Source organism: Pontibacter sp. FD36 (assembly GCF_015686655.1).
In the GTDB taxonomy this organism is placed as follows: Bacteria; Bacteroidota; Bacteroidia; order Cytophagales; family Hymenobacteraceae; genus Pontibacter.
In genome coordinates, this window is the sequence record NZ_JADPMP010000003.1 from 77,160 (window position 1) to 99,177 (window position 22,018).

Below are 22,018 nucleotides of genomic sequence, written 5' to 3' on the forward strand. Positions count from 1 at the left end.
GCTGTTACTTGTTTTTGGCTAAATCCCGTATTAGCTTCACATAAACCTATAGCACTACGGGCTGTTGCCTGTACATGAGAGATAGCACATTGAACAATACCCTAGATATACTGATAGTGGGCGGTGGTCCCATCGGGTTGGCCTGCGGACTGGAAGCGAAGAAGGCCGGACTTTCTTACCAGATCATCGAGAAAGGCACCATCACCAATTCGCTTTTCAACTACCCGCTCAACATGACCTTCTTCTCTACCGCCGACCGGCTGGAGATCGGAGGTTTTCCCTTTCCGTCGATTCACCCCAAACCCAACCGCAGCGAGGCGCTGGAGTATTACCGACGGGTAGCGGACATTGGAGAATTGAACATCCGTTTGTTCGAAGAGGTGACAGGTATAAGTAGGGAAGGAGAGCTATACCTGACGAACACCAGCAAGGGCAGTTACCAGTCGCGATACGTTATCCTGGCGACCGGCTTTTACGACATCCCCAACATGTTGGCTATACCTGGCGAGGATTTGCCTAAAGTGAAGCATTATTACTACGATCCGCATTATTACTACAAACAGAAGATCGTGGTGGTAGGCGCCAACAATTCCTCTGCTGACGTGGCCTTAGAAACCTGGCGCAAAGGAGCTGACGTGACCATGGTGGTGCGCGAAGGTGAACTCGGGCGGATCAAGTACTGGATCAAACCCGACCTGGAAAACCGGATCGCGGAGGGCAGTATCAAAGCCTACTTCAACTCCAGTCTGACTGAGATCCGAGAGCAGGAAGTGGACATACAGACGCCGGAAGGCAAAGTGACGATCCCCAACGATTTCGTAATGGCCATGACGGGCTATCAACCCAACTTTGCTTTCCTAGAAAGGATCGGGGTGAAACTATCCGACGACTTTTACCGGCACCCTTACCATAATCCCGAAACAATGGAGACCAACCTGCCTGGGCTATACCTGGCAGGTGTGGTGTGTGGCGGCATGGAAACGCATGTGTGGTTTATCGAAAACTCCCGAGAGCATGCCGTGAAAATAGTGAAGCATATCGTGGCGAAGTAGGCTAAAACATAAAGCCCAACTGCACTGATAAGCGTTTGAAAGTGATCTTTTGCTCTGTGAAACTATTTCCCCAAGAGCTGACGGTTTCTGCCTTTTGGGTTTTATAACCGGCCGCAAAGGTATAGGCGGTGCTATTGCCTGTTCTGACACGGAAACCCAGTGCCGGATTAAACATCCAGCCACCTTTCTTGCTGTCATCACCAGATTCATGGCTCAGAAAAGCGGAGCCATACCCAACATCGATGCTGTAGACCGGGCTGATACGTGTGTCCAAAGCCTCGCCACGAACACCTAAGGCAAAAGGCGTGATCAGCAGGTTATCATAAAAATCGAATCCGGTCGTGGCACCGACGGCCAATAGCCGGTGCAGGCGGTAGCCATTGAAAATCTCCACTGTAGGCGCAGCCACAAAGTTGTTGACATCATGCTGCTTGTTGTCTCCATACAGATAGCCGAGTTCGACAGCGCCCATGTAACGCTTCAGAGGCTGTTCTTCTGACTGTGCTAGAGCCAAGCCGGAAATAAATAATGACAGAGTGAGCAGGTATAGAAATTTCATGTAGTGGCGATAGAGAGATTAGCGGGATACGGGCAGCTTGCTGAGCAGCTTGATGTCTTTCGGATTGCTGTAGTCATACTGGTAGAGGCCGTCCTGGCCTATCAGTAACAGGTTGCTACCCATCGGTATGACGTCAAAGGCATCATGCTCTTTGAAGTGAGAAATCAGATTTTCGCTCACTTTCAGGTGATCCTTCGCATCGAAAATCTTCAGACCATACTTGCCTTCACAGAGAAAGAGTGTCGAGCGGTCTATACCTAAGCCGTGCGGGTTTTGCATAGGGTAGGTTTTGATAAGCTGTGGACTGCGTGGATTGCTGATGTTGATCACTTCAAGCTGGTTCGTGAAACCGGCGCATTCGTTGCCAGATCGCAGTGTTACCCAGGCCAGATCGCCCTCCACCACCACCGGGTCGCAGCTGTTGACGTGTGCATAAGTAGACAGATGCACCGGGCTTACCGGGTTGCTGTTGTCGTAGATGTGCATACCTGTGGTAGAACCGATGAACAGCTTGTTATCGTAAGGGAAGATCGTTTCGATGCCCCAACCCAAGCTGATTTTCTCGCCCTTTTTTGGATTAGCCGTGTTGCTGATGTCGAGCACCTGCAAGTCAGAGTTGCTGACGGTATACAGGTGATTCCCTGAAATAGTAAACCTCGCCATCGAGCCGCCTTTGCCGGAAGAGTTGCTAGGCTGCGCCACAGAAGCGGAAGCGAAGGAACGTCCATCAGCAGTCATCCAGCCATTGCGCCACCCGGGGCCAGCGCTACTGCAGTCAGTACCGGCTGGCTGTTTCAGCTGTGTCTCCACAAACTCAGAGATGAAAAAGGCTGCGGTGTCATTTACCAGCATCCCAAAATAAGTCGGGAAAATATTCTCGACGCGGCTGACCAATTTAACATCCAGCGGATTGCTGATGTCAAAGGCCACCAGGTCAATGTAGTTGTCAGCATACAAAATGTTGCCTTTCACCGCCATGTCCAGATTGCCCGGAATATCTATAAAGCTGAGGAAACGCGGTGCGCTCGGGATAGCGTTGTCTATTATGTGGATACCTTTGTTTATTTCATTGATGAAAAGGTAGTGACCCTTTGTATAAATCTTGCCCGGTTCTTTGAGGGTTTGAGCAGGCGTAACTTTCACAGCATTTTTCAGCTCTGCCCGCATCAAGTACACGGGTTCGTATACAATAAATGTTGTGGTCGACTCACATTCGTCGGAGCAGGAACTTAGCAGCATGGCCGGCAGAAAAAGCAACAGGGCGATAGCCTGCTGTAAAGCGGGTAGAGGTCCTTTCTTCATAAGTGTCCTTTTTAATGTGAAACCAAATTAGTGGCCTTTGTAGTGTACTATTACATGCCCCTTAATTACAGGACCCTGAAAGGATAGCAATGGTTGTAAGGTGTTAAGAATATCTGCCTAAAATTTTTTCTTCCTGCTGGAATTGTTGCGACTGTCATAATGCCTGCCGCCTGTACTTTTTTTGGCGCCGTCTGGTCGCTTAGGTCTGCTGCCAGTCCCGAAGCTACTGCCCGCTATCAGGCTTTTCAATTTGTCTGCTTCATCCCCTGTTAGTTCACGGTACTCACCAGGCTGCAACTCGCCCAGACTCAGCGGACCAATGGCAGGGCGAATGAGGCGCAGTGTCGGGTAACCCACAGCGGCTGTCATGCGACGCACCTGCCGGTTCATGCCCTGCGAGATCTTGATTTCTACCCAGCTTGTAGGAATGTCCTTTCGGAAACGGATCGGTTTGGAGCGTCCCCATACCTGTGGTTCCTCCTCGAGTAGACTGGCTTTGGCCGGGGCAGTTTTCGTGTTTTTGATCATCACGCCGCGTCGCAATTCCTCCAGCGCCTCCTCGGTAGGTATACCATCCACCTGCACCCAATAAGTTTTTTCGATTTTGAACTTTGGGTCGGAGAGGCGATGCTGCAGGGTTTTGTCATCGGTCAGCAGCACCAGCCCTTCACTGTCATAGTCGAGGCGGCCAACCGGGTAAATGTTAGGTACAGGCACAAAGTCTTTAAGCGTGGTACGACCTCCCTCGTCCGTAAACTGGGTGAGCACTTCGTAGGGCTTGTTGAGGATGATGTATTTCAAGGGAGTTTAGGAGTTTAAGAGTTGAGGATTTAGAGAGTCCTTTGAGTTAAAAATGTAAAAAATATAGCTTATACTGTCATCCCGAAAGCTTTGAGAGATCTGGATTATTGCAGGGCAACGGACTGTTTTAGATTTCTCCTAAATAGAGGTGCCCTTACCTCGATCGAAATAACGAATAAACCTTAAATTGATGGCATTTGGTTGTAATCTGGACAATCGTGCACCGGGAATCATGCACTAGCAACAATCAACCATCAACAATTTAAAAATCAACAATTCATACCTTCTCAGGCTGATGAATTTTGAACTGCAGGTTCCAAAGAGGCTTGAGCCGATCATAGTCGGGGCGGATGATGGAGTAGAGCACCGAATCTTCGTTAATGCCATCGACCACATAATGCTCCCGAATCACGCCTTCCAACTGCATCCCAAACCGCTTGAGCAGCTTGACGGAGGGGGTGTTGTAGTCGGCCGCCATCGCTTCAATGCGGCGCAGGCCCATTTCCTCAAAGCCATAGGCAATAACGGGCCCCAGTGCCTCCGTCATGTAGCCTTTTTGCTTGTAGCTGTCGTCGAAAAGCACATAGCCTACCTCAGCCCGGCGGTGACTCATAATCCAGGTATGATAACCGCAGCGGCCTAGCACAGTAGATGTCAGCTTGTCAATAATTCTGAAGTTCCTGAAGCTATGGAAATAGGTGGTGAGGCCTTTACTGAACTTGTCTTTTTCTTCAGCCAGTTCAGCTGCATTCTTCAAGCCAAGGTATGCGGTGATCTCCTCATCGCTGCTGACTGTAAAGAGGTGCTGGTAGATGGCAGGCGTCAGTGCGCTTAGGTATAGGCGCTCTGTCTCCAAAACAACGGGATGTGGGAAGTCTGAATTGGTCATAATACGTTATCAAAAACTAATAACTCCCATTGTACTTGCGCACAAACCACTCTGCACAGACTAATGCGAGAACCACAAAGAACAGCCATTTCAGGTCAACCAGGTCGTTGAGTGACTCAGAGCTGTAGATCAGTTCCTTGTGCTCGGCCTGCAGGATGTCCTGCTCCAGTTGTTGCAACTGTGCAGGGTAGTAAAGTTTAGAACCGGTATTGGCACCAAGCTGGTACAGCAGGTTATGATCGGCTACGGCGTGCAGCGCTTCCAACTGCTGCTCCTCTACTACAAACTCGCCCTTGTCCTGCTGCAGTGAGCCGTTGATGCGGGCCGAGGCTGTATAGGTATAGCGACCGCCCGGCAAAGTGCCAATATTCACGCCGGACTGGTTCTCGCCGTTGGCAAATTCAAAGGATTTTTCAGCTCCTTCCGTATCCTGTATTTTAAGGGTAATGTTCTGGCCATAGATCGGCTCGAGGGCTTCGTTATAGGCTTCGGCCGCAAACCTGATTTCGTCGGAATTGCTGTACTCGTTCAGCTGCGGGTACACGTTGAGGCGCTTCTTGTTACGGGGAGCCGTCAGGAGCTGCACCAGGTTGGTGATCAGCTTGTCGTACACGGCGGCGTTTTCATGATTAGCCGTTTCTGTAAGTCTCCATTGCCAGGTACCCGATGCCAGTAGGGCCGCATTGCGTTTGTCGCCCACTGTCTGCACGGTGAGCAGTGGCTTGTTTGTGCGCACACGCCCCACTTGCTGGTAGAGCACGGTTTCCGTATTCGGTGTCAGCTGATAGTCGCCGTAAGGTACAGTAGCAGGGGGGTATTGCTGCAGGCGCTCGGTAGCCTCTTCCGCTACTTTGAAGGTGCTAAAGCTAGGGTTGATCACGCTGGTCACCTCGTCTGACTGTCCTGGCGTGTTGATGCGGATACCCACATTGAGGCGGTTGAAATTACCGATATCGCTCTGCGGACCGAGGATATAAAGGGCCGGCAAGTTCTTCTGACGCACCAGGTTGAGGGCTGCCTCGCCACCGGCTGTTCGCCCAGGCAATTGGTGCAGCACCGCCACATCATAGTCCTGCTGCTTCAGTGTAGTCAGACCAGGTATAAACAGCTCCGTTTCATAATTCTCATTCGATTCAATGGCAGCTCGGAGCGCCTTGATATCCGGGTGAGGAGAAGCGGCGGCTACCAGTACTTTGATCTTGCCCTTCACCACATCAATGTATGCACTGCGGGAATTGTTCAGCTCAGTAAACTCGCCTTGCTGCGGTAGTACTTCCACTTCATACTGTCGCTTACCCAACCCGCTGGCCATCACCTGAAAAGGTATTTGCTGTAGTGGCTGACCAGCCTTCAGGGTAACGGTTTTGCGGTCAATCACCTTCTTGTTTTCCTTCAGCTGTACCGTCACAGTGGCGCCGTCAAAGCCCTGCTGCTGCAACTCTGCCTCCAGTGGGAAGCGGTTGCCGCTGTAATTTACCTTGTTGTAGCGCAATGAAGCCATTACGATATCTTTCTTTGGCACGGTGTCACCCACAGCTACCGGGTATATAGTGTAGTTGTAGTTGGCGTAGGTAGGCGAGGTGCCTTGGTTCACGATGCCATCCGAAAGCAACACGACGCCGGCCAGGTTCTGCTGCTCAAAATCACGTTGCACATTCGTAAGCAGCTGACTTAGGTTGGTGGTTTCTGACTCATACTGCAGCTCTTCCAAGTTCTGCGGTGCATCAGATTCTCCCAGCACACGCACTTCGGTCTGTATACCTTTCTCCTGCAGCTTGTCGCGCAATGCCTGCAAACCTTGCTGCGCCTGACGGAGCTGTACCGAGTCTGAGAACAATGCCACCGACTGCGAATTATCTACCGCAAACACAATAGTGGGCTGCTGGGTGCTGTTACTAACGTAGCGCACCAGTGGCCCGAGCAGCAGAAAGCATAGAAAACTCACCACCACAAAACGCACCGCCGCCAAGGTATAGTTTATACCCTTAGTCCAGGGTGTTCGCTTGCTATACAGCAGCCAGGCGTAAAGCGCACCAACAGCCAGGCAGGCCAGGATCAGCCAGGGAGAATAGGTCGTTATGAGGCGGAAGGAATCCAAGTAAGTTTAGGCGTTAAAGAGTTTAGGAGTTTTAGAAGTACTTATTCTACAGAATCAAATAATTTCAGAATTAAAGATAAAAGAAAAAGACCAATGCTACTAACGTAAACGCTAAAGCATTGGTCTAATTAAAATGACGAATGAATAATGGTGACTTATTCAATTATTCATTCGTCATTATTAATTACTCATTATTTATTAGGTCAGCATACCACCGTCTACCTGCAGCACCTGGCCGGAGATGTAAGACGACTGGTCAGATGCCAGGAAGGCTACGGCATTGGCCACGTCCTCTGGCGAACCGCCGCGCTTCAATGGAATTGCCTTTCTCCACTCATCAACCACTTTCTGGTCAAGTTCGCCAGTCATTTCTGTTTCAATGAAACCAGGGGCTACTGCGTTGCAGCGTATATTGCGGGAGCCGAGCTCCAGCGCCACAGACTTCGTGAAGCCGATGATACCCGCTTTAGAAGCAGAATAGTTGGCCTGTCCGGCGTTTCCTTTTATACCTACCACCGATGTAATGTTGATGATCGAACCGCTTTTGGCGCGCATCATGTGCTTGGTGGCACCTTTTGTTAATGCAAACACAGATTTCAGGTTGGTATTGATCACCGCGTCCCACTGCTCTTCCGTCATGCGCATTAGCAGACCATCGCGGGTGATGCCGGCGTTGTTTACCAGGATGTCGATCTTGCCAAACTCGGCTACTACATCCTCGATCAGCTTCTCGGCCTGCGCCATGTCAGAGGCGTCAGAACGGAAACCTTTGGCTTTGCCGCCGTTGGCAGTTAGTTCCTGCTCCAGGGCCTGGCCTTTTTCAACGCTTGAGAGGTAGGTGAATGCTACCTGTGCGCCCATCTCTACCAGCTTCTCGGCGATGGCGCGACCTATACCTTTTGATGCCCCGGTTACAAGGGCTACTTTTCCTTCTAGTGCTTTCATAGGGGTCAAAGTTATAAAAGATTTTTTTATTCAGAAGAGCCGCCGCATTCTCCAGTTTTAATTAGCCTCAATTTTCTGATTTTAAGTCTGTTAAGTTGCAGTTGGCAGGTTAATGTGCAATTGGGTTTAGGGTTGGTAATAGCCTTTGGTGCTATATTGTGTATCTAGAATAGGATTGCAACATATTTATAATCTGAATATTGTATTGTAAATGATTTTTATTTCTATCGGTTAAACCATATTTTCGTGCCATTCTTCCAACCAAAGGTACCTTGTAATGTTCATACGTAGTGTCGGACTAGCCATCCTGATCGCGGTGTCGCTGTTCGTGTTTATCACGGCAGCGCAAACAATCAGCTTTAAAAATTTCAATTTTTCGCCAAAAGAAAAATTAGACGAACCGGAGCCCGAACCGGAAGTCACAGTCAAAAGACCAGCCCCGGTCATCTTTGGCATCCCCACCGACACACTCGAAATAATGGAAGGAATTGTGGAAAGAGGCGAAAACCTGTCGCAGATCCTGGCCAGCTTCAACATCTCACCTGTCACCATCGACCAGCTAGCCCGCAAATCAAAAGAAGTATTTGACGTGCGCCGTATCAATGCCAAGCGCAACTACATCATTCTGCATGCCCAAGACTCTGCTCAGACGGCCCGTTATTTTATCTATGAACCAAATGAGGTGGAGTATGTGATTTATGACCTCAACGGTGAGTTGGACGTTCGCCTGGAGAAGCGCGAAGTTGAGGTTGTGGAACGTGCGATTGCCGGTTTTATCGAACACTCCCTGTTCGAGTCTATTCTGGCTGCCGGCGGATCACCACAACTGGTAAACCACTTTGCGGATATCTATGCATGGCGTCTAAACCTGAGCCGTTTGCAGCCCGGCGACCACTTTAAGCTTATTTATGACGAAAAGCAGGTAAACGGCAACGTGATCGGATTCGGCAAGATTAAGGCTGCCTATTTTGAGCACGAAGGCAAGCCACTTTACGCCATTGCGTTTGAGCAGGAAGGTCAGAAAGCCGGTTATTACGATCAGGATGGCAAGAGCCTCAAGAAAGCTTTCCTGAGAGAGCCACTGGAATACAGCCGCATCAGTTCCCGCTTTACCATGAACCGTTTCCACCCGGTGCAGAAGCGCTACAAGCCACACCTCGGTACTGACTTTGCCGCGCCACGTGGCACACCGATCCGAACAGTGGGTGATGGCGTAGTGTTGGAGGCCGCCTATACCCGAGGCAACGGCTACTACGTGAAGATCAAGCACAACAATACCTATACCACGCAATACCTGCACATGTCAAAGTTTGCGAAAGGCATCAAACGCGGAAGCCGTGTTAGCCAAGGTCAGACGATCGGCTATGTGGGCAGCACCGGACTTGCCACTGGTCCGCACCTGTGCTACCGCTTTTGGAAAAATGGCAGGCAGGTAGATGCCCTGAAAGTGCAGCTGCCGTCCGCCCATCCAATCGATAAAAAGTACCGAACTGCTTTTGAAGAAGTGAAGTCTGAGCTGGAAGGCAAACTGATGGCGATCGAACCTAAAGGTCAGCAGCAGGACTTGTTAGCTTCAGATCAGACAAGTAAGAAACTGAATGAAGACGAGGTATAACGTTTATTATATGTGAAAAGAAAAGGGACGCTACAAAGCGTCCCTTTTTTGTTTATGAAAGAGTTATCATGTTTTGTTTTTAATAATGTACGCTATTTGTAATACACCCTTGCCCCTCTGGAGAGGGGAATAGGGAACGATTGTCATCCCCCTGCCCCTTTCAAAGGGGGACTTGCTGCCACTACCAATTCTCAGTTAGAAGCGTTGTAGTGACTACACACCACTGACAGGTATAGCAAGACTAACTCGCACGGAATCTACACAGCAAGCATCTTTGCCATGTGCGCCTAAATGACGCTCCACTGTTTGAGCGTTCAGCGAGTTTGGAGCGTCTTGATTTTTTTGCTTACTTTTTTCATCAAGGAAAAAAGTGAGTGCCCGCCGCACAGGCGAAAAGCCAGCTATGCAATAGCACATCAGCTACACCTGGGCCGGAGGCCCAATCATACCCGTCACGAGCGTGGACGCTCGCGCCATACCTAAAGAGATAAATTTGATTACTTCGCTGATTTTGAAGTGGCAGTAGAATTCTGCTCACAATAATCCCGCAGGTACTGCGCCGCTTCTTTCAGGCCAAGCTGCTCGGCTTTTACCCAGTCTTCGCAGGCGCCGCTTTTGTCGCCGCTTGTATACCTGGGAGCGCCGCGGTTGTAATAGGCTTCGGCGTAATCAGGTTGCAGGGTGATGGCGCGGCCATAGTCGATGATGGCGCTGCGGTAGTCTTTGAGGGCGTAGCGTACCAGACCCCGGTTGTTGTAGGTGCGGGCCTGCAGCTGATCAATCGAAACGGCTGTGTTGAAATCGACAAGTGCACCTTTGTAGTCCTGCAGGTTATACTTTGAGAGGCCACGACTTACCCAGGCTTCCACGTGCGTAGGATCCAACGCCAGGGCTTTGTCAAAGTCAGCAATGGCACCGCGGTAGTCCAGTATGCGGTCGCGGGCAATGCCCCGGTTGGTCATCGTGACGATATGCTCGGGCTCCTGCTTCAGCACTTCGCTGTATTCCTTGATGGCTTCGGTGTACTTACCCGACTTAAATTTTTGGTTACCCGCATTAAAGTGCTGCAGCGCTGTCTTTTGCGGGGCAGGCTGCGTGGCGGCCTTCTGCGAAAAAGCCGGTAATGCGAAAAGTACAGGTATAATGAGCAGTAAAATTGTTTTCATGCAGTAGGGCTTACCTCATGTTATGGGGTGCAAAATACAATAGTTCAGACCAATACGGAACAGGTCAGCTGTTTTTTGTAGCAATTCTTAATATAGTGCGAGCGAAGTCTTTGCAGAGTGCTAATTGAGAGGCAGATACTTCTGTAATAGAAGTGGTTTTGTGAAGTTGGGATTATCGTTTAATTTTGCTCAGCATTTAAAAAGAGAAACTATGGCATCAAAATACGATTTAGTAGTGCTGGGTAGTGGCCCAGGCGGTTATGTGGCGGCTATCCGTGCGTCGCAACTGGGTTTGAAAGTAGGTGTGATCGAGCGTGAGTCGCTGGGCGGCATCTGCCTGAACTGGGGCTGTATCCCGACCAAAGCATTGCTTAAGAGCGCAAACGTTTTCGAGTACATCAACCACGCCTCTGACTACGGCATTACCATCGGTGAGGCGTCTGTAGACTTCAACGCCGTGATCAAGCGCAGCCGTGGTGTAGCCGACGGCATGAGCAAGGGCATTCAGTTCCTGTTCCGCAAAAACAAGATCGACGCCATCATGGGTACTGGTAAAGTAGTAGCCAAAGGTAAGATCGAAGTGACAGATGCTGACGGCAAAAAAGACACCGTAGAGGCGGATCACATCATCCTGGCGACGGGAGCTCGCTCACGCGAACTGCCTAACCTGCCAATCGATGGCAAGAAGATCATCGGCTACCGTCAGGCGATGGCCCTCGACAGGAAGCCAGAGAGCATGGTAGTAGTAGGTTCTGGCGCCATTGGCGTGGAGTTCGCTTACTTCTACAATGCGATGGGTACGAAAGTGACTATCGTGGAGTACCTGCCGAACATCGTACCTGTTGAGGACGAAGAAGTATCGCGTCAGCTTTCCAAGTCTTTCCGCAAGTCGGGCATCGATATCATGACCGATTCTTCTGTGGAGTCAGTGGATACAAGCGGCGACCTGTGTAAAGTGACTGTGAAAACAGCTAAAGGCGAGCAGACACTGGAAGCGGAGGTTGTACTTTCTGCAGTAGGTATACAGACAAACCTGGAGAACATCGGTATCGAGGAGCTAGGTATAAAAGTAGACAAAGGCCGCGTGATTGTGGACGAGTACTACAAAACCAACGTGGACGGTATCTATGCGATCGGTGACATCGTGCCGGGCCCTGCGCTGGCGCACGTAGCTTCTGCCGAGGGTATCATCTGCGTGGAGGCCATCACAGGTCACGACCCGGAGCCATTGAACTACGGTAACATCCCGGGCTGTACATACTGCTCTCCTGAGATTGCCTCAGTTGGTCTGACGGAGAAAGCTGCCCGTGAGCAAGGTCTGGATATCAAAGTAGGCAAGTTCCCGTTCTCAGCGTCTGGCAAGGCAAGTGCCGCCGGTGCAAAAGACGGTTTCGTGAAAGTGATCTTTGATGCGAAATACGGTGAGTTTCTGGGTGCCCATATGATTGGTGCCAACGTAACGGAGATGATCGCTGAGGTGGTGGTAGCCCGTAAACTGGAGACAACCGGCCACGAGATCATCAAGTCGGTACACCCACACCCAACCATGAGCGAAGCCGTGATGGAAGCTGCCGCAGCTGCTTACGACGAAGTAATTCACTTATAATTTATAAGTTAGCAACCTGATTAAGAGGCTGGCCACTAATATGGTCAGCCTCTTTTTTTGTAGAATTTAACTTTCCTTGCAGCCCTCTGTGCCGTTTTGGGGTCTATCTTCTATATCATATAACTTAATTCCAACCAACTATGAAGAGGATTTTCCTTTTAGCCATTGCCACACTCATCACGGCCTATGCAAGCGCCCAGACCGACACCCTTAGGGTCACATCCAAACATCTGAAAGTAAAGCAACTAAAACCAGGTACAAGACAATACTTAGTTACTGTACAGACGCCAGCGAACCCCAAGGTGCTCAAGCAGAGCCTCTGGACCCGGAATGTGAGCTTCGAGAAAGTGGCGGGTAAGGAACAGCTGGTCATACAGCAAAACTGGGTAGGGGCAGACACCCTCACCAACAGGCAACTTTACTCTATCTGCGAAAAGGACTTCAGACCTGTTTTCCATACAGGTACCTCTGCCAGAGGAACGGCAGCCTTTAATTTTGAGTCAGATAGAGTAGTCGGTGCCGATACTGTATTAAATAACGGCTTCAAAGGATTCAGTATAGCTGCTGAGGCGGCTACATTCAACTGGGAGCTGGATATGGAGACGTTCGAAAGCCTGCCACTGAAGGCGAACACGGTATACCTGATTAATTTTTATCACCCGGGCAGCAAAACCGCACCGCAATACTACAGTTACAAGGTAACGGGCTCGGAAAAGCTGCTTACAGTCAACAACACCTCTGTCGACTGCTGGATGCTACGGATAGATTACAGCGATACCAATTACGGCACCTTTTGGATAAGTAAGAAGACACACGAAGTACTGAAGATGGAAGAACTCTTTGATGGTGTGAAGCGCTTCAAAATAAAGCTCGGAACGGTGGTTCAGGTATAGGCTTTGCAGGTAGCCTAGCTTGTAGAAAGGCCTGGCCGCATTTTCGGTCGGGCCTTTCTGTTTCTTGTAAATTAAGTCGTATACCCAGCGTTTTCGAGCGAAGTATATTTTTTGTAATATATCGAGAGAAGATAATTTTCCAGTTCTTTTTATCTAAATTGCAAGCTAAGTAGGGAGTGTACGACAAGTATAATGTAGCATTCGGCCAGATAATAAGTATTTATATATAAGTAGGTATAGATACATGAAAGTCGTTGGATATCTGAACTTATAACCTCCTGATTACATTTTAATAAGTATCCGCGATTCACTCTCTTTGCCTTTTGTCCCTACGTGTGAGTTCTAATTTTTCACACATCACCTTAAAACTATGAAGCTGCAGAGCAAAGTCAAGTTTGTCAACAAAGACAAAAGTCTATTCTTTCCTACCCTCCGGAAACGGGTAGACGCCTATTTTACAGAGAACAACATTCCCAAAACCGCCAACACCACCATGATCGTGAAGAGTGTGGTGCTGCTGCTAACCTACTTGCTCCCTTTCGTGTTACTGCTGGTATTTCAACCAGCTTTTCCACTTAGTCTGCTGCTGTGGTTCGTAATGGGCCTGGGTGTGGCAGGTATAGGTATGAGTGTGATGCATGATGCCAATCACGGGGCCTTCTCCAATAGCAAGCGGGTTAACGATCTGATGGGCCATACCCTGAACCTGGTGGGTGGTTCGGCCTTTAACTGGAAACTGCAGCACAACATCCTGCACCATACCTACACCAATGTGGTGGAGATGGACGAGGATATTCAGGACAGGCTGGTACTACGTTTCAACCCTCATTCCAAGGTGAAGTTTTTCCACAAGCTGCAATGGGTATATGCCTTTGTGTTTTATGGATTGCTCACCCTGTACTGGGTGGTGGCAAAAGACTTTGTGCAGTATTCGCTTTTCAAGAAGAATGGTGTGAACAACAATACAGCAGCCGAAAACAGAAACTGGTTTATGAAATTGGTAGCTATGAAAGCCACTTACTTTTTCATCATTCTCGCTGTGCCAACGCTTTTCTTTGGAATTCCGTTTTTGCAGGTGCTGCTTGGGTTTTTAGTGATGCACTTTGTAGCCGGCATCGTACTGACGGTTGTGTTCCAGTTGGCGCATACCGTAGAGGGTACGAGTCACCCTAGGCCAGACGAGCATGGGGTAATTGAGAATGACTGGGCGATACACCAGATGAACACCACTGTTAACTTCTCGCGTCATAACAAGATCCTGTCCTGGTATGTGGGCGGCCTGAACTTCCAGATCGAGCATCACCTTTTTCCGCGTGTGTGCCATGTGCACTACCCGGCCATTGCTGAGATCGTGAAAGAAACGGCCGAAGAGTTTGGAGTTCCTTATATGGAAAACAAGACCTTTGCACAGGCCCTGCGCTCACATATTGCCACACTGCATCGCTTTGGCAGACTGCCGGGCCTGAATGAGGCCATCGGTTAAAAAATCAAATAAGCAGCAAGCGCTTATAGTATCCTGTTTCACCTCTATATTTGCAGCCTCTTTGTGTAGCAATGCACTTTGGGTTTGATTTGAAAGCTTTTCCATCCGGATTTATGAGTGGATGCAACTAACATTTAACTAAGGATGTGTAAAACACATAACCTGCAGAACCGTTAAATAGCTTTCAGAGTGTGAGTACTTTATAAGAATATCAAGTAGATTAAATGAAGCTTAAAGGCAAAGTAAAATTCGTTAACAAAGACAAAAATTTGTTTTTCCCGACGCTCCGCAAACGTGTGGATGCGTATTTTTCAGAGAATAACCTGCCCAAATCGGGTAATTCCCGCTTACTTATCAAAAGCATTATCCTGATGCTGCTCTATGTAGTGCCCTTTGCGGTTCTGCTTACCTTCACACCGCATGTGGCTATCAGCTTAGTGCTATGGCTAGTGATGGGTGTAGGTGTGGCCGGCGTGGCCATGAGCGTGATGCACGATGCCAACCACGGCGCTTTTTCCAAGAACAAGACCATGAACTACCTGATGGCACACTCCGTGAACCTGCTGGGTGCCTCGGCTTTTAACTGGAAACTGCAGCACAACATCCTGCACCATACCTATACCAATGTGGTGGAGATGGACGAGGATATTGACGACATGGTGTTCATGCGATTTTCACCTCACACCAATGTGCGCTTCTATCATAAGCTGCAGTGGGCATACGCCTTTTTCTTTTATGGCTTGCTCACGCTTTACTGGGTTATCATAAAGGATTTCGTACAGTTCTTCAAGTACATCAAAAGCGGCGTGAACGCTAATTCCAAATCAGACAACACGGTTGCTTTCTCCAAGATTGTCGCTTTCAAACTGTTGTATTTCTTCTCGATTCTGGTGGCCCCGACACTTATTTTTGGTATACCTTTCTGGGAAGTGTTGCTTGGTTTCTTTATGATGCACTTTGTGGCGGGCATGATTCTCTCCACGGTGTTCCAATTGGCGCATACTGTGGAGGGCACGCATCATCCGCTGCCGAGCGAGACTGGTGTGATCGAAAACGACTGGGCCATTCATCAGTTGAGCACCACCGCCAACTTTGCCCGCAAAAGCAAGTGGCTCTCGTGGTATGTGGGCGGTCTGAACTTCCAGATCGAGCACCACCTGTTTCCACGCATCAGCCATGTGCATTACCCGGCCATCGCGGATATCGTGAAGCAAACTGCATCCGAGTTTAACCTCACTTATATTGAGAGCAAAACCTTCCTGCAGGCTGTGCGGTCACACTTGAATACCCTGCATCGATTCGGGCGGTTGCGTCTGCCGAACCTGAACGAGGTGATGGCTTAGAATAGAAAAAAAAAGATAAATGAGGGCCTGCTCGAAGCAAATTCGGGCAGGCTTTTTTTATATGGCTTAAAAATATCTTAAGTATAGGTTTTATTTAATATTTGGCACAGTACTTGAATATGCGATGAAAATTGCGGCGATTAAACCTTTTGGTTAAGTGAAGCAACAACATGTGATACCAGCAATACACTTGTCAAATAAATAAAACTATGAAGAAATTACTCCCCTTTGCGCTTGTAACGTTAGCGCTTGCGTCTTGCGACAAAGAAGAAAGAACAGTAGAACCGATTGCTATTGAGCATGTGACCATCAACCAATCCTTTAAACCTGATGCGCCCCTTTATCTGGATGTAAACAAGGATGGAAGAAATGACTTTATGTTCAGTAACGTGCTTGTGTTTGATGCCCGTGGGGCACACAATCTGTTTTACATAAACTCCCTGGACGGTAACGAGATACTCTTAGACGAACAACCCATGAAGCCGCATATCGGACACTGGCATGTCGGTCTGCAGGAGGGCGGGACAGTGCTCGAAGACAAATCTTCAAACCATGTGTGGAGCTCTGACAGAGCCTATCTTTTGGATATTCGAAAGCCAGATGAAGTGTTTACTTACTTTGAAGGTCCGGCAGCCAGCGAAACCACCCCGTATGTTGCCATCCGGTTAAAAGATGGCGATGGCTATAAGTCAGGCTGGATTAAACTGAAGTACGAGACTGGTGATGATAAGCTTCAGGTAGTGGAGGCAGGAATTTCAAAAATTGAAAACCAAGTGCTCAAAGTGGGGAAGGGGAAATAGCTTCGATTGGAAATTGCAAAAAGGCAGGTGCTAAACCTGCCTTTTTGAGTTTATAGACGCGGGTTTTAGGAACTGAGTGGGCATAGGTCTACTTTTGCAGCAAAACCATCTTTCAGAAGATAAGCGTATTTGAGGGGCTATTTCAACTGTGCTACTATTAATTCAGTTTTAGAAAAGTAGGCAGCATTACGGTTTAATTCCCCAACACTGCACTTTGCGCATGACATTCAAAGACCTACACCTGATTTCCCCTATCCTGCAGGCGCTGGAAGAGGAAGGCTATACCCAGCCAACACCTATCCAGACGCAGGCTATACCTGAAGTGCTGCAGGGCCGCGACTTGCTGGCCACAGCCCAGACAGGTACTGGCAAAACAGCAGCATTCGCGCTGCCTGTTCTGCAGCTTCTGCATGGGCAGGCTATACCTGAGCCACAGGTTATTCGTGCACTGGTGCTCACGCCCACCCGTGAGTTGGCCAGCCAGGTAGGCGACAGTTTTGCAGCTTATGGGAAGTACACCGGACTGAAGCATTTGGTGGTATATGGAGGCGTGCCCTACAAGGTACAAACGGAGGCGTTACAAGCAGGTATAGACATCCTCGTAGCCACGCCCGGTCGTTTGCTAGATCTTCTTGATCAAGGCTTTGTGAGTCTGGAACAGGTACAACTACTGGTCCTCGACGAAGCCGACCGCATGCTCGATATGGGCTTTCTGCAGGATATTCGACGCGTGCTGCAGGCTATACCTGAAAAGCGGCAGACGCTGTTCTTCTCGGCGACCATGGCACCGGAGGTGAGCAAACTGGCGAAGAAGATACTGACTGAGCCTGTAAATGTGGAAGTGACGCCAGTTTCCTCGACGGCAGTTACGATCCGGCAGGAGCTCTATTATGTGAAAAAAGCCAACAAAACACCTTTGCTGCTCCACCTCTTGCAGCACGCAGGTATAGACCGCACGCTGGTGTTTATGCGCACCAAAGAGGGAGCCGATAAACTGGCCAAAGAGCTAAGTATTGCAGGTATAACTGCCGAAGCCATTCACGCCGACCGTGCCCAGCGCGACCGGGAGCGTGTGCTGCAGAGCTTCAAAAATTACGAAACGAAGGTACTTGTTGCAACCGACGTGGCCGCCCGGGGCATCGATGTGCAGGAGCTCTCGCACGTCATCAACTATGAGCTGCCTTTTGAGCCAGAGACCTACGTGCACCGCATTGGCCGCACAGGCAGGGCAGGGGCTGCAGGCATCGCCATCACCTTCTGCGGCGCCAGCGAAACGCCTCTGCTGATCGCCATCCAGAACCTCACCGGCAAGGCTATACCTGTAGTAGACCAGCACCCATACCCGCTCACTGCACAAGATTTTATGGAAGCAGCCGCCTCTTCGTCAGCCAAAAATGACAAGCGCAAGCCTTCAGGCAGAGGAGGTAAAGGAAAACGGGGGAGGAGGTAGGTTAGACCTCACAGTGTCTTCCAGACCTGTGAGTGTCAGAAGAACTGCTGCAGAAACTCAAGTGCTATAACACGAGTGGGTAAAAACTAAGAGAGAAAGCAAGATAAATACCGTTAGAGGGTAGGTTGGAACTATAAGCCCAAACACAAAACGGCTATCGGAGATACCGATAGCCGTTTTGTCCTTTAAAGCAGGTATGCTATACCTTACCGCTGCAATTGTTCCCGGTTTTCACGGTTTTCCCTATTTCGTTTACGTTCCTTCTTTTTGTCTTTCTTACGGCCAATGGCACCACCGGCCACTGTGCCGGCCGCACCGCCAATTACTGCGCCCGAGGTGCCACCTACCGCAGCACCTGTAGCTGCGCCAGCCGTGCCGCCTATTACGGCGCCTTTCTTTTTACTGCTCCAGTTATCGGAACCAGCACATCCACCTAGTAGAAATGCTGATAAAATGGCAAATGAAAATATTCTTATGTGTTTCATAACTTGTTGAATTTAAGCGAGTATTATACGCTGTTTGCTGAGTCATTGTTTGTGATGAGCTCAAAAACAGTGCAATTTCAGGCTGGCTTAGCGGGTCCGTTCTGCTGAAATGGAAAGACGAGTGATGGTATTTGAAAGAAATTTCAGCGATTAGTCTGCACAAAAGCGGCGTCTGTGCAGTATATTGGTCTGAGCAATTTCTATCTCTGATTTTCCATGACCGACATAGCCATTACGCCCTGTACACTTGCCGACCTGACCGAATTGCGGGACATAGCCGTGGAAGCTTACAACGACCACTACACCTACCTCTGGCACGACGGAGGGGACTGGTATGTGGAACGGTGCTTTACAGAGGAGGCCCTGCGCGATGACATGGCCAATCCCAATGCCGCCTATTTTCTTATCCAGTACAAAGACGAACCGGTTGGGTTTATGAAGTTCAACAAAGACAAAGCACTGGAGGGCTACACAGACGCTGAATGCCTTGAACTCGAGCGGTTATACCTGGTCGATCGTGCCTCTGGTATAGGCATAGGTAAGTGGGCGGTGGATTTTGCCGTGCAATATGCGCTGGAAAGCAACAAAAGCGTTATCTGGCTCAAGGCCATGGACAGCAGTCGCTCTGTTGACTTCTATGAGCAAAACGGCTTTGTGAGATGGGGTACCGACGAGCTCGACTTTGAGCAGATGAAGGAAATATACCGCGGCATGGTCGTGATGAAAAGAGATATTGCCTGAAACGATTCTCTTTATACCTTTGAGTTCGACAAAGCCGCACCACCACATGAAGCTTCGCCTTTTATTTGCCTTCTGCCTATTCACGCTCGTAGCCTGCAACCAAAAAGAGGAAGAGCAGTACGAGCGGATCGATCAGGAAGTCGCAGTGTCTGACCCAAACAGCTGGGTGAAAGCTGATCTGCAGTGCGAGGAGATCCAAAGCGCTGACGAGGACAACCCGCTGGCGGTGGTATACCTGAGTCAGGTGGAGATACAGTACGTGCTTGATACGGTGTATACCTGCTCCGTCATTGCTCCGCAGATGTATACCTCATTCGGGGTGCCGCGCCAGGCACTTTCAGCCTGCGGCGGCTGGTGGGCCGGACGGGGCAACTTCTACTATACCCTGCATGAAGGCGACAGCATCACAGTCATGCATGCCCGACCTGTGCAAAGCGATACCGTGGACTTCCGCTATACCTTGCTGCGTCGTATACCTATCGCACAAAGCACAGCCGATCTTCCCGAAGACAGTTATATGCCGTAGCGCGAGAGACTTTAGGCTACTTTCTGCGCTACATGCTGTTTAGTTCTGCTCACCAGGTATACGCCCGCAAAGATCAGGAGCGCATAAAAAGCCTTCTCCAGCGTAAATACATCCTTGCCTACCGCAACTGCAATCAGAATAGCCATGACCGGCTGCAGGTAGATGTAGGCACCTACCAATGAGGGATTGGCGTAGCGTAGTGCCCAGGTATTGAGCAGGTAGGCGATGATCGTAACGGCAAAGACCATGAACAGGATCGCCAGCCAGATAGACATCGGAAAAGTACTGTAGTCAGGACTTAGCAACTGCTGCCAGCCGAACGGAATCACCAGCACGGCTCCCACCGTGAAAATGCGGCTCACAATCGTGATAGCCTGGTACCGCTGCATGAGCGGCTTCACCAGCACCAGGTATAGGCCAAAGGAGGTGGCGTTCAGAATGATAAGCAGGTCACCCCACATGTTGCCGGTAGCCTGCTCTCCACGGGAGGTATAGATCAGCAGAAAAGCACCCGCACAGGCCAGGGCTATACCTGAAACCTTGCGCTTTCCGATACGCTCCCGCAGCAGTAAGGCCGAAAAGACAAGCACCACCACCGGCACAATGACCATCAGGAGCGCCGCGTTGATGGGCGCAGTAAGATTCAAACCGGCAAAGAAGCACAACTGATTCACAGCCACTCCGGTCACTCCACAGAGGATCACGCGGATATTATCAGCACGTCCCACAATTTTCTCTTTCACCACCAGCCGGGCAAATATGCCAAAGAACAGCGCCGCCGACACCACCCGTATCAGGATCAGACCGAAAGGGCCTACATATTCCGGCATCACCTCTTTGGCGATGCTGTAATTACTACCATAGATCAGTGCCACCAGAAAAAGCGAGGCATGCACCTGTACCTGTTTATTCATGCTGCAAAATTACGTGCTTATTCGGTTTGTGCCGTATAAGGAGAGGCAATTAAAACCTGTACGCTCAAACCACATTATTGCATGAATCAAATGCCGCTTACGGTCCGTCGGGCCATCGAGGTAACCGGGCTCTTTTTTCTGGGCTGGATCATTGTACTGGGCCGTGACCTGCTGGCTCCGTTGCTCGTCGCTTTCTTCATCAGCATCATGCTGCTGCCTATCTACCGCTTTTTTAAGCAGCGAAACTTCCCCGACGCCGTGGCCATCGGCATCAGTCTGCTCACGCTGATTGTGGTGCTGGGCGGCATTATCTGGTTCTTTTCTTCCCAGATGCGGGTGCTGATAGAGGACTTCCCGATGATCCAGAAGAACGTGATGAAACACCTGACCGCCCTGAGTGAGTGGATCGGCAGCAAAACGCCCTTTTCGACAGCAGAGCAGACGAGTTTTATAAAAGAGCAAAGTAACAACCTGCTCACTTACGCGGGTAACCTGTTGGGCGGCGTGGCTGGCGGTGTGACTGGTATGGTGGTGTTTGTCGGTTTACTGCCCATTTACATCTTCCTGCTGCTGTTCTACAAAAACCTGTTGCTGCGCTTCGTATTCCTTTGGTTTCCCCGCGAGCGGCATGAAAAAGTAGAAGAAACCTTAAGCGAAATGCTGGTGATCATCAAAAGCTACCTCTTCGGGCTGCTCATACAAATCACCTACATGACCGTGCTTTTAGGAGGTCTGCTCATGATTATCGGGATCAAACACGCGCTGCTCATCGGGGTGATCTTCGCCTTCCTGAACCTGATACCCTATGTGGGGGCGCTGCTGGGCAATATCATCGGCGTGCTGCTGACACTGGCGTCTTCGGAGGAGCTATGGCCGGTGCTGGCTGTGCTCGGTACGATCGCCGCTGTGCAGTTTCTGGATAATAACATCCTGATGCCACGGATTGTGGGCTCCAAGGTGAAGATCAATGCCTTGGCAACGATCGTGGGCGTGATTGTAGGCGGAGAGATTGCAGGTATAACGGGTATGCTCCTGTCGCTGCCCATTATCGCCATGCTCAAAGTGGTGTTCGATCGCACCGACCAGTTTAAGCAGTGGGGCGTGCTCTTCGGAGACGAACGGCCTGGCCTGAGCCCCATGGCTATACCTGTGCTGCGTTGGGATACAAAGGCCGTCCGCCGCCAACTGGAAGAGGAAAATGACATAGAGCCACCTCATGAAGGAGAAGAGGAGAAACCAAAAGAATAGCATACAGGCCCATGCTGGTGGTAAGCGGATAATCTGGTACTATGGCATTGGCAGCAGCTGTTTGCCCAACTGCCAGGTATAGGGACCGCTTTGTCGCTTCCT

At 49.8% G+C, this 22,018-nt stretch carries 20 protein-coding genes; 11 read left to right on the forward strand and 9 right to left on the reverse strand.

Annotated elements, in window-relative coordinates; translation table 11 throughout:
* Nucleotides 1-74: 74 nt before the first annotated feature.
* Nucleotides 75-1,052, forward strand: coding sequence for a YpdA family putative bacillithiol disulfide reductase (locus I0P70_RS05055; RefSeq protein WP_196115119.1), 978 nt, complete (start codon nucleotides 75-77; stop codon nucleotides 1,050-1,052).
* Between the two features lies 1 nt (nucleotide 1,053).
* Here I0P70_RS05055 and I0P70_RS05060 read toward each other — a convergent pair whose 3' ends face one another.
* From I0P70_RS05060 to fabG, 6 genes are all read right to left on the reverse strand, one after another.
* Nucleotides 1,054-1,611: a hypothetical protein gene (locus tag I0P70_RS05060; protein ID WP_196115121.1), complete on the reverse strand. Its 558-nt coding sequence runs from the start codon at nucleotides 1,609-1,611 to the stop codon at nucleotides 1,054-1,056.
* 18 nt (nucleotides 1,612-1,629) lie between these two features.
* Nucleotides 1,630-2,913, reverse strand: a complete 1,284-nt coding sequence (locus I0P70_RS05065) for an LVIVD repeat-containing protein (protein ID WP_196115123.1) — start codon at nucleotides 2,911-2,913, stop codon at nucleotides 1,630-1,632.
* A 117-nt stretch (nucleotides 2,914-3,030) separates the two neighbouring features.
* Complete coding sequence (locus tag I0P70_RS05070) at nucleotides 3,031-3,714, reverse strand: pseudouridine synthase (protein WP_196115125.1); 684 nt, start codon at nucleotides 3,712-3,714, stop codon at nucleotides 3,031-3,033.
* Between the two features lie 277 nt (nucleotides 3,715-3,991).
* The gene (locus I0P70_RS05075; RefSeq protein ID WP_196115127.1) at nucleotides 3,992-4,603 is read right to left on the reverse strand and encodes a GNAT family N-acetyltransferase; all 612 of its coding nucleotides are present in this window, start codon (nucleotides 4,601-4,603) and stop codon (nucleotides 3,992-3,994) included.
* Nucleotides 4,604-4,619: 16 nt separating this feature from the next.
* Nucleotides 4,620-6,701, reverse strand: coding sequence for a vWA domain-containing protein (locus tag I0P70_RS05080; protein ID WP_196115129.1), 2,082 nt, complete (start codon nucleotides 6,699-6,701; stop codon nucleotides 4,620-4,622).
* 198 nt (nucleotides 6,702-6,899) lie between these two features.
* A complete protein-coding gene (gene fabG, locus I0P70_RS05085) occupies nucleotides 6,900-7,646 on the reverse strand; it encodes a 3-oxoacyl-[acyl-carrier-protein] reductase (RefSeq protein ID WP_007652979.1) in 747 nt (248 codons plus the stop codon).
* Nucleotides 7,647-7,923: 277 nt separating this feature from the next.
* On the opposite strand from fabG, the gene I0P70_RS05090 reads away from it, so the two are divergent.
* A complete protein-coding gene (locus I0P70_RS05090) occupies nucleotides 7,924-9,261 on the forward strand; it encodes a peptidoglycan DD-metalloendopeptidase family protein (protein ID WP_196115131.1) in 1,338 nt (445 codons plus the stop codon).
* A 497-nt stretch (nucleotides 9,262-9,758) separates the two neighbouring features.
* Here the strand turns inward: I0P70_RS05090 and I0P70_RS05095 are convergent, their stop codons facing one another.
* Nucleotides 9,759-10,427, reverse strand: a complete 669-nt coding sequence (locus I0P70_RS05095; RefSeq protein ID WP_196115132.1) for a tetratricopeptide repeat protein — start codon at nucleotides 10,425-10,427, stop codon at nucleotides 9,759-9,761.
* A 211-nt stretch (nucleotides 10,428-10,638) separates the two neighbouring features.
* On the opposite strand from I0P70_RS05095, the gene lpdA reads away from it, so the two are divergent.
* From lpdA to I0P70_RS05125, 6 genes are all read left to right on the forward strand, one after another.
* Nucleotides 10,639-12,033, forward strand: a complete 1,395-nt coding sequence (lpdA, locus tag I0P70_RS05100; RefSeq protein ID WP_196115134.1) for a dihydrolipoyl dehydrogenase — start codon at nucleotides 10,639-10,641, stop codon at nucleotides 12,031-12,033.
* Between the two features lie 140 nt (nucleotides 12,034-12,173).
* On the forward strand, nucleotides 12,174-12,926 hold the full coding sequence (locus I0P70_RS05105; protein ID WP_196115137.1) for a hypothetical protein: 753 nt from the start codon (nucleotides 12,174-12,176) through the stop codon (nucleotides 12,924-12,926).
* 370 nt (nucleotides 12,927-13,296) lie between these two features.
* Complete coding sequence (locus I0P70_RS05110) at nucleotides 13,297-14,409, forward strand: acyl-CoA desaturase (RefSeq protein WP_196115139.1); 1,113 nt, start codon at nucleotides 13,297-13,299, stop codon at nucleotides 14,407-14,409.
* A 224-nt stretch (nucleotides 14,410-14,633) separates the two neighbouring features.
* Nucleotides 14,634-15,752, forward strand: a complete 1,119-nt coding sequence (locus I0P70_RS05115) for an acyl-CoA desaturase (RefSeq protein WP_196115141.1) — start codon at nucleotides 14,634-14,636, stop codon at nucleotides 15,750-15,752.
* A 209-nt stretch (nucleotides 15,753-15,961) separates the two neighbouring features.
* On the forward strand, nucleotides 15,962-16,552 hold the full coding sequence (locus I0P70_RS05120) for a hypothetical protein (RefSeq protein ID WP_196115143.1): 591 nt from the start codon (nucleotides 15,962-15,964) through the stop codon (nucleotides 16,550-16,552).
* A gap of 220 nt (nucleotides 16,553-16,772) precedes the next feature.
* Nucleotides 16,773-18,002 carry a DEAD/DEAH box helicase gene (locus I0P70_RS05125; RefSeq protein WP_196115145.1) on the forward strand — a complete coding sequence of 410 codons (1,230 nt, stop codon included), beginning with the start codon at nucleotides 16,773-16,775 and terminating at the stop codon, nucleotides 18,000-18,002.
* Nucleotides 18,003-18,208: 206 nt separating this feature from the next.
* Here the strand turns inward: I0P70_RS05125 and I0P70_RS05130 are convergent, their stop codons facing one another.
* The gene (locus I0P70_RS05130) at nucleotides 18,209-18,487 is read right to left on the reverse strand and encodes a glycine zipper domain-containing protein (protein WP_196115147.1); all 279 of its coding nucleotides are present in this window, start codon (nucleotides 18,485-18,487) and stop codon (nucleotides 18,209-18,211) included.
* Between the two features lie 216 nt (nucleotides 18,488-18,703).
* On the opposite strand from I0P70_RS05130, the gene I0P70_RS05135 reads away from it, so the two are divergent.
* Nucleotides 18,704-19,228 (forward strand): GNAT family N-acetyltransferase, encoded by a 525-nt coding sequence (locus I0P70_RS05135; RefSeq protein WP_196115149.1) that lies wholly within the window; start codon nucleotides 18,704-18,706, stop codon nucleotides 19,226-19,228.
* Nucleotides 19,229-19,247: 19 nt separating this feature from the next.
* Nucleotides 19,248-19,754 (forward strand): hypothetical protein, encoded by a 507-nt coding sequence (locus tag I0P70_RS05140; RefSeq protein WP_230392010.1) that lies wholly within the window; start codon nucleotides 19,248-19,250, stop codon nucleotides 19,752-19,754.
* 11 nt (nucleotides 19,755-19,765) lie between these two features.
* On the opposite strand, the gene I0P70_RS05145 is transcribed toward I0P70_RS05140, so the two are convergent.
* Nucleotides 19,766-20,668 (reverse strand): DMT family transporter, encoded by a 903-nt coding sequence (locus I0P70_RS05145; RefSeq protein ID WP_196115151.1) that lies wholly within the window; start codon nucleotides 20,666-20,668, stop codon nucleotides 19,766-19,768.
* An 81-nt stretch (nucleotides 20,669-20,749) separates the two neighbouring features.
* On the opposite strand from I0P70_RS05145, the gene I0P70_RS05150 reads away from it, so the two are divergent.
* Nucleotides 20,750-21,916: an AI-2E family transporter gene (locus tag I0P70_RS05150; protein WP_196115153.1), complete on the forward strand. Its 1,167-nt coding sequence runs from the start codon at nucleotides 20,750-20,752 to the stop codon at nucleotides 21,914-21,916.
* Nucleotides 21,917-22,018: the final 102 nt, after the last annotated feature.

Excerpts from the sequence above, each read along its gene's own strand:
- I0P70_RS05055 (WP_196115119.1), top strand. The coding sequence starts at position 75 with ATGAGAGATAGCACATTGAACAATACCCTAGATATACTGATAGTGGGC.
- I0P70_RS05060 (WP_196115121.1), bottom strand. The coding sequence starts at position 1,611 with ATGAAATTTCTATACCTGCTCACTCTGTCATTATTTATTTCCGGCTTG.
- I0P70_RS05065 (WP_196115123.1), bottom strand. The coding sequence starts at position 2,913 with ATGAAGAAAGGACCTCTACCCGCTTTACAGCAGGCTATCGCCCTGTTG.
- I0P70_RS05075 (WP_196115127.1), bottom strand. The coding sequence starts at position 4,603 with ATGACCAATTCAGACTTCCCACATCCCGTTGTTTTGGAGACAGAGCGC.
- fabG (WP_007652979.1), bottom strand. The coding sequence starts at position 7,646 with ATGAAAGCACTAGAAGGAAAAGTAGCCCTTGTAACCGGGGCATCAAAA.
- I0P70_RS05090 (WP_196115131.1), top strand. The coding sequence starts at position 7,924 with ATGTTCATACGTAGTGTCGGACTAGCCATCCTGATCGCGGTGTCGCTG.
- I0P70_RS05095 (WP_196115132.1), bottom strand. The coding sequence starts at position 10,427 with ATGAAAACAATTTTACTGCTCATTATACCTGTACTTTTCGCATTACCG.
- lpdA (WP_196115134.1), top strand. The coding sequence starts at position 10,639 with ATGGCATCAAAATACGATTTAGTAGTGCTGGGTAGTGGCCCAGGCGGT.
- I0P70_RS05105 (WP_196115137.1), top strand. The coding sequence starts at position 12,174 with ATGAAGAGGATTTTCCTTTTAGCCATTGCCACACTCATCACGGCCTAT.
- I0P70_RS05110 (WP_196115139.1), top strand. The coding sequence starts at position 13,297 with ATGAAGCTGCAGAGCAAAGTCAAGTTTGTCAACAAAGACAAAAGTCTA.
- I0P70_RS05115 (WP_196115141.1), top strand. The coding sequence starts at position 14,634 with ATGAAGCTTAAAGGCAAAGTAAAATTCGTTAACAAAGACAAAAATTTG.
- I0P70_RS05120 (WP_196115143.1), top strand. The coding sequence starts at position 15,962 with ATGAAGAAATTACTCCCCTTTGCGCTTGTAACGTTAGCGCTTGCGTCT.
- I0P70_RS05125 (WP_196115145.1), top strand. The coding sequence starts at position 16,773 with ATGACATTCAAAGACCTACACCTGATTTCCCCTATCCTGCAGGCGCTG.
- I0P70_RS05130 (WP_196115147.1), bottom strand. The coding sequence starts at position 18,487 with ATGAAACACATAAGAATATTTTCATTTGCCATTTTATCAGCATTTCTA.
- I0P70_RS05135 (WP_196115149.1), top strand. The coding sequence starts at position 18,704 with ATGACCGACATAGCCATTACGCCCTGTACACTTGCCGACCTGACCGAA.
- I0P70_RS05145 (WP_196115151.1), bottom strand. The coding sequence starts at position 20,668 with ATGAATAAACAGGTACAGGTGCATGCCTCGCTTTTTCTGGTGGCACTG.
- I0P70_RS05150 (WP_196115153.1), top strand. The coding sequence starts at position 20,750 with ATGAATCAAATGCCGCTTACGGTCCGTCGGGCCATCGAGGTAACCGGG.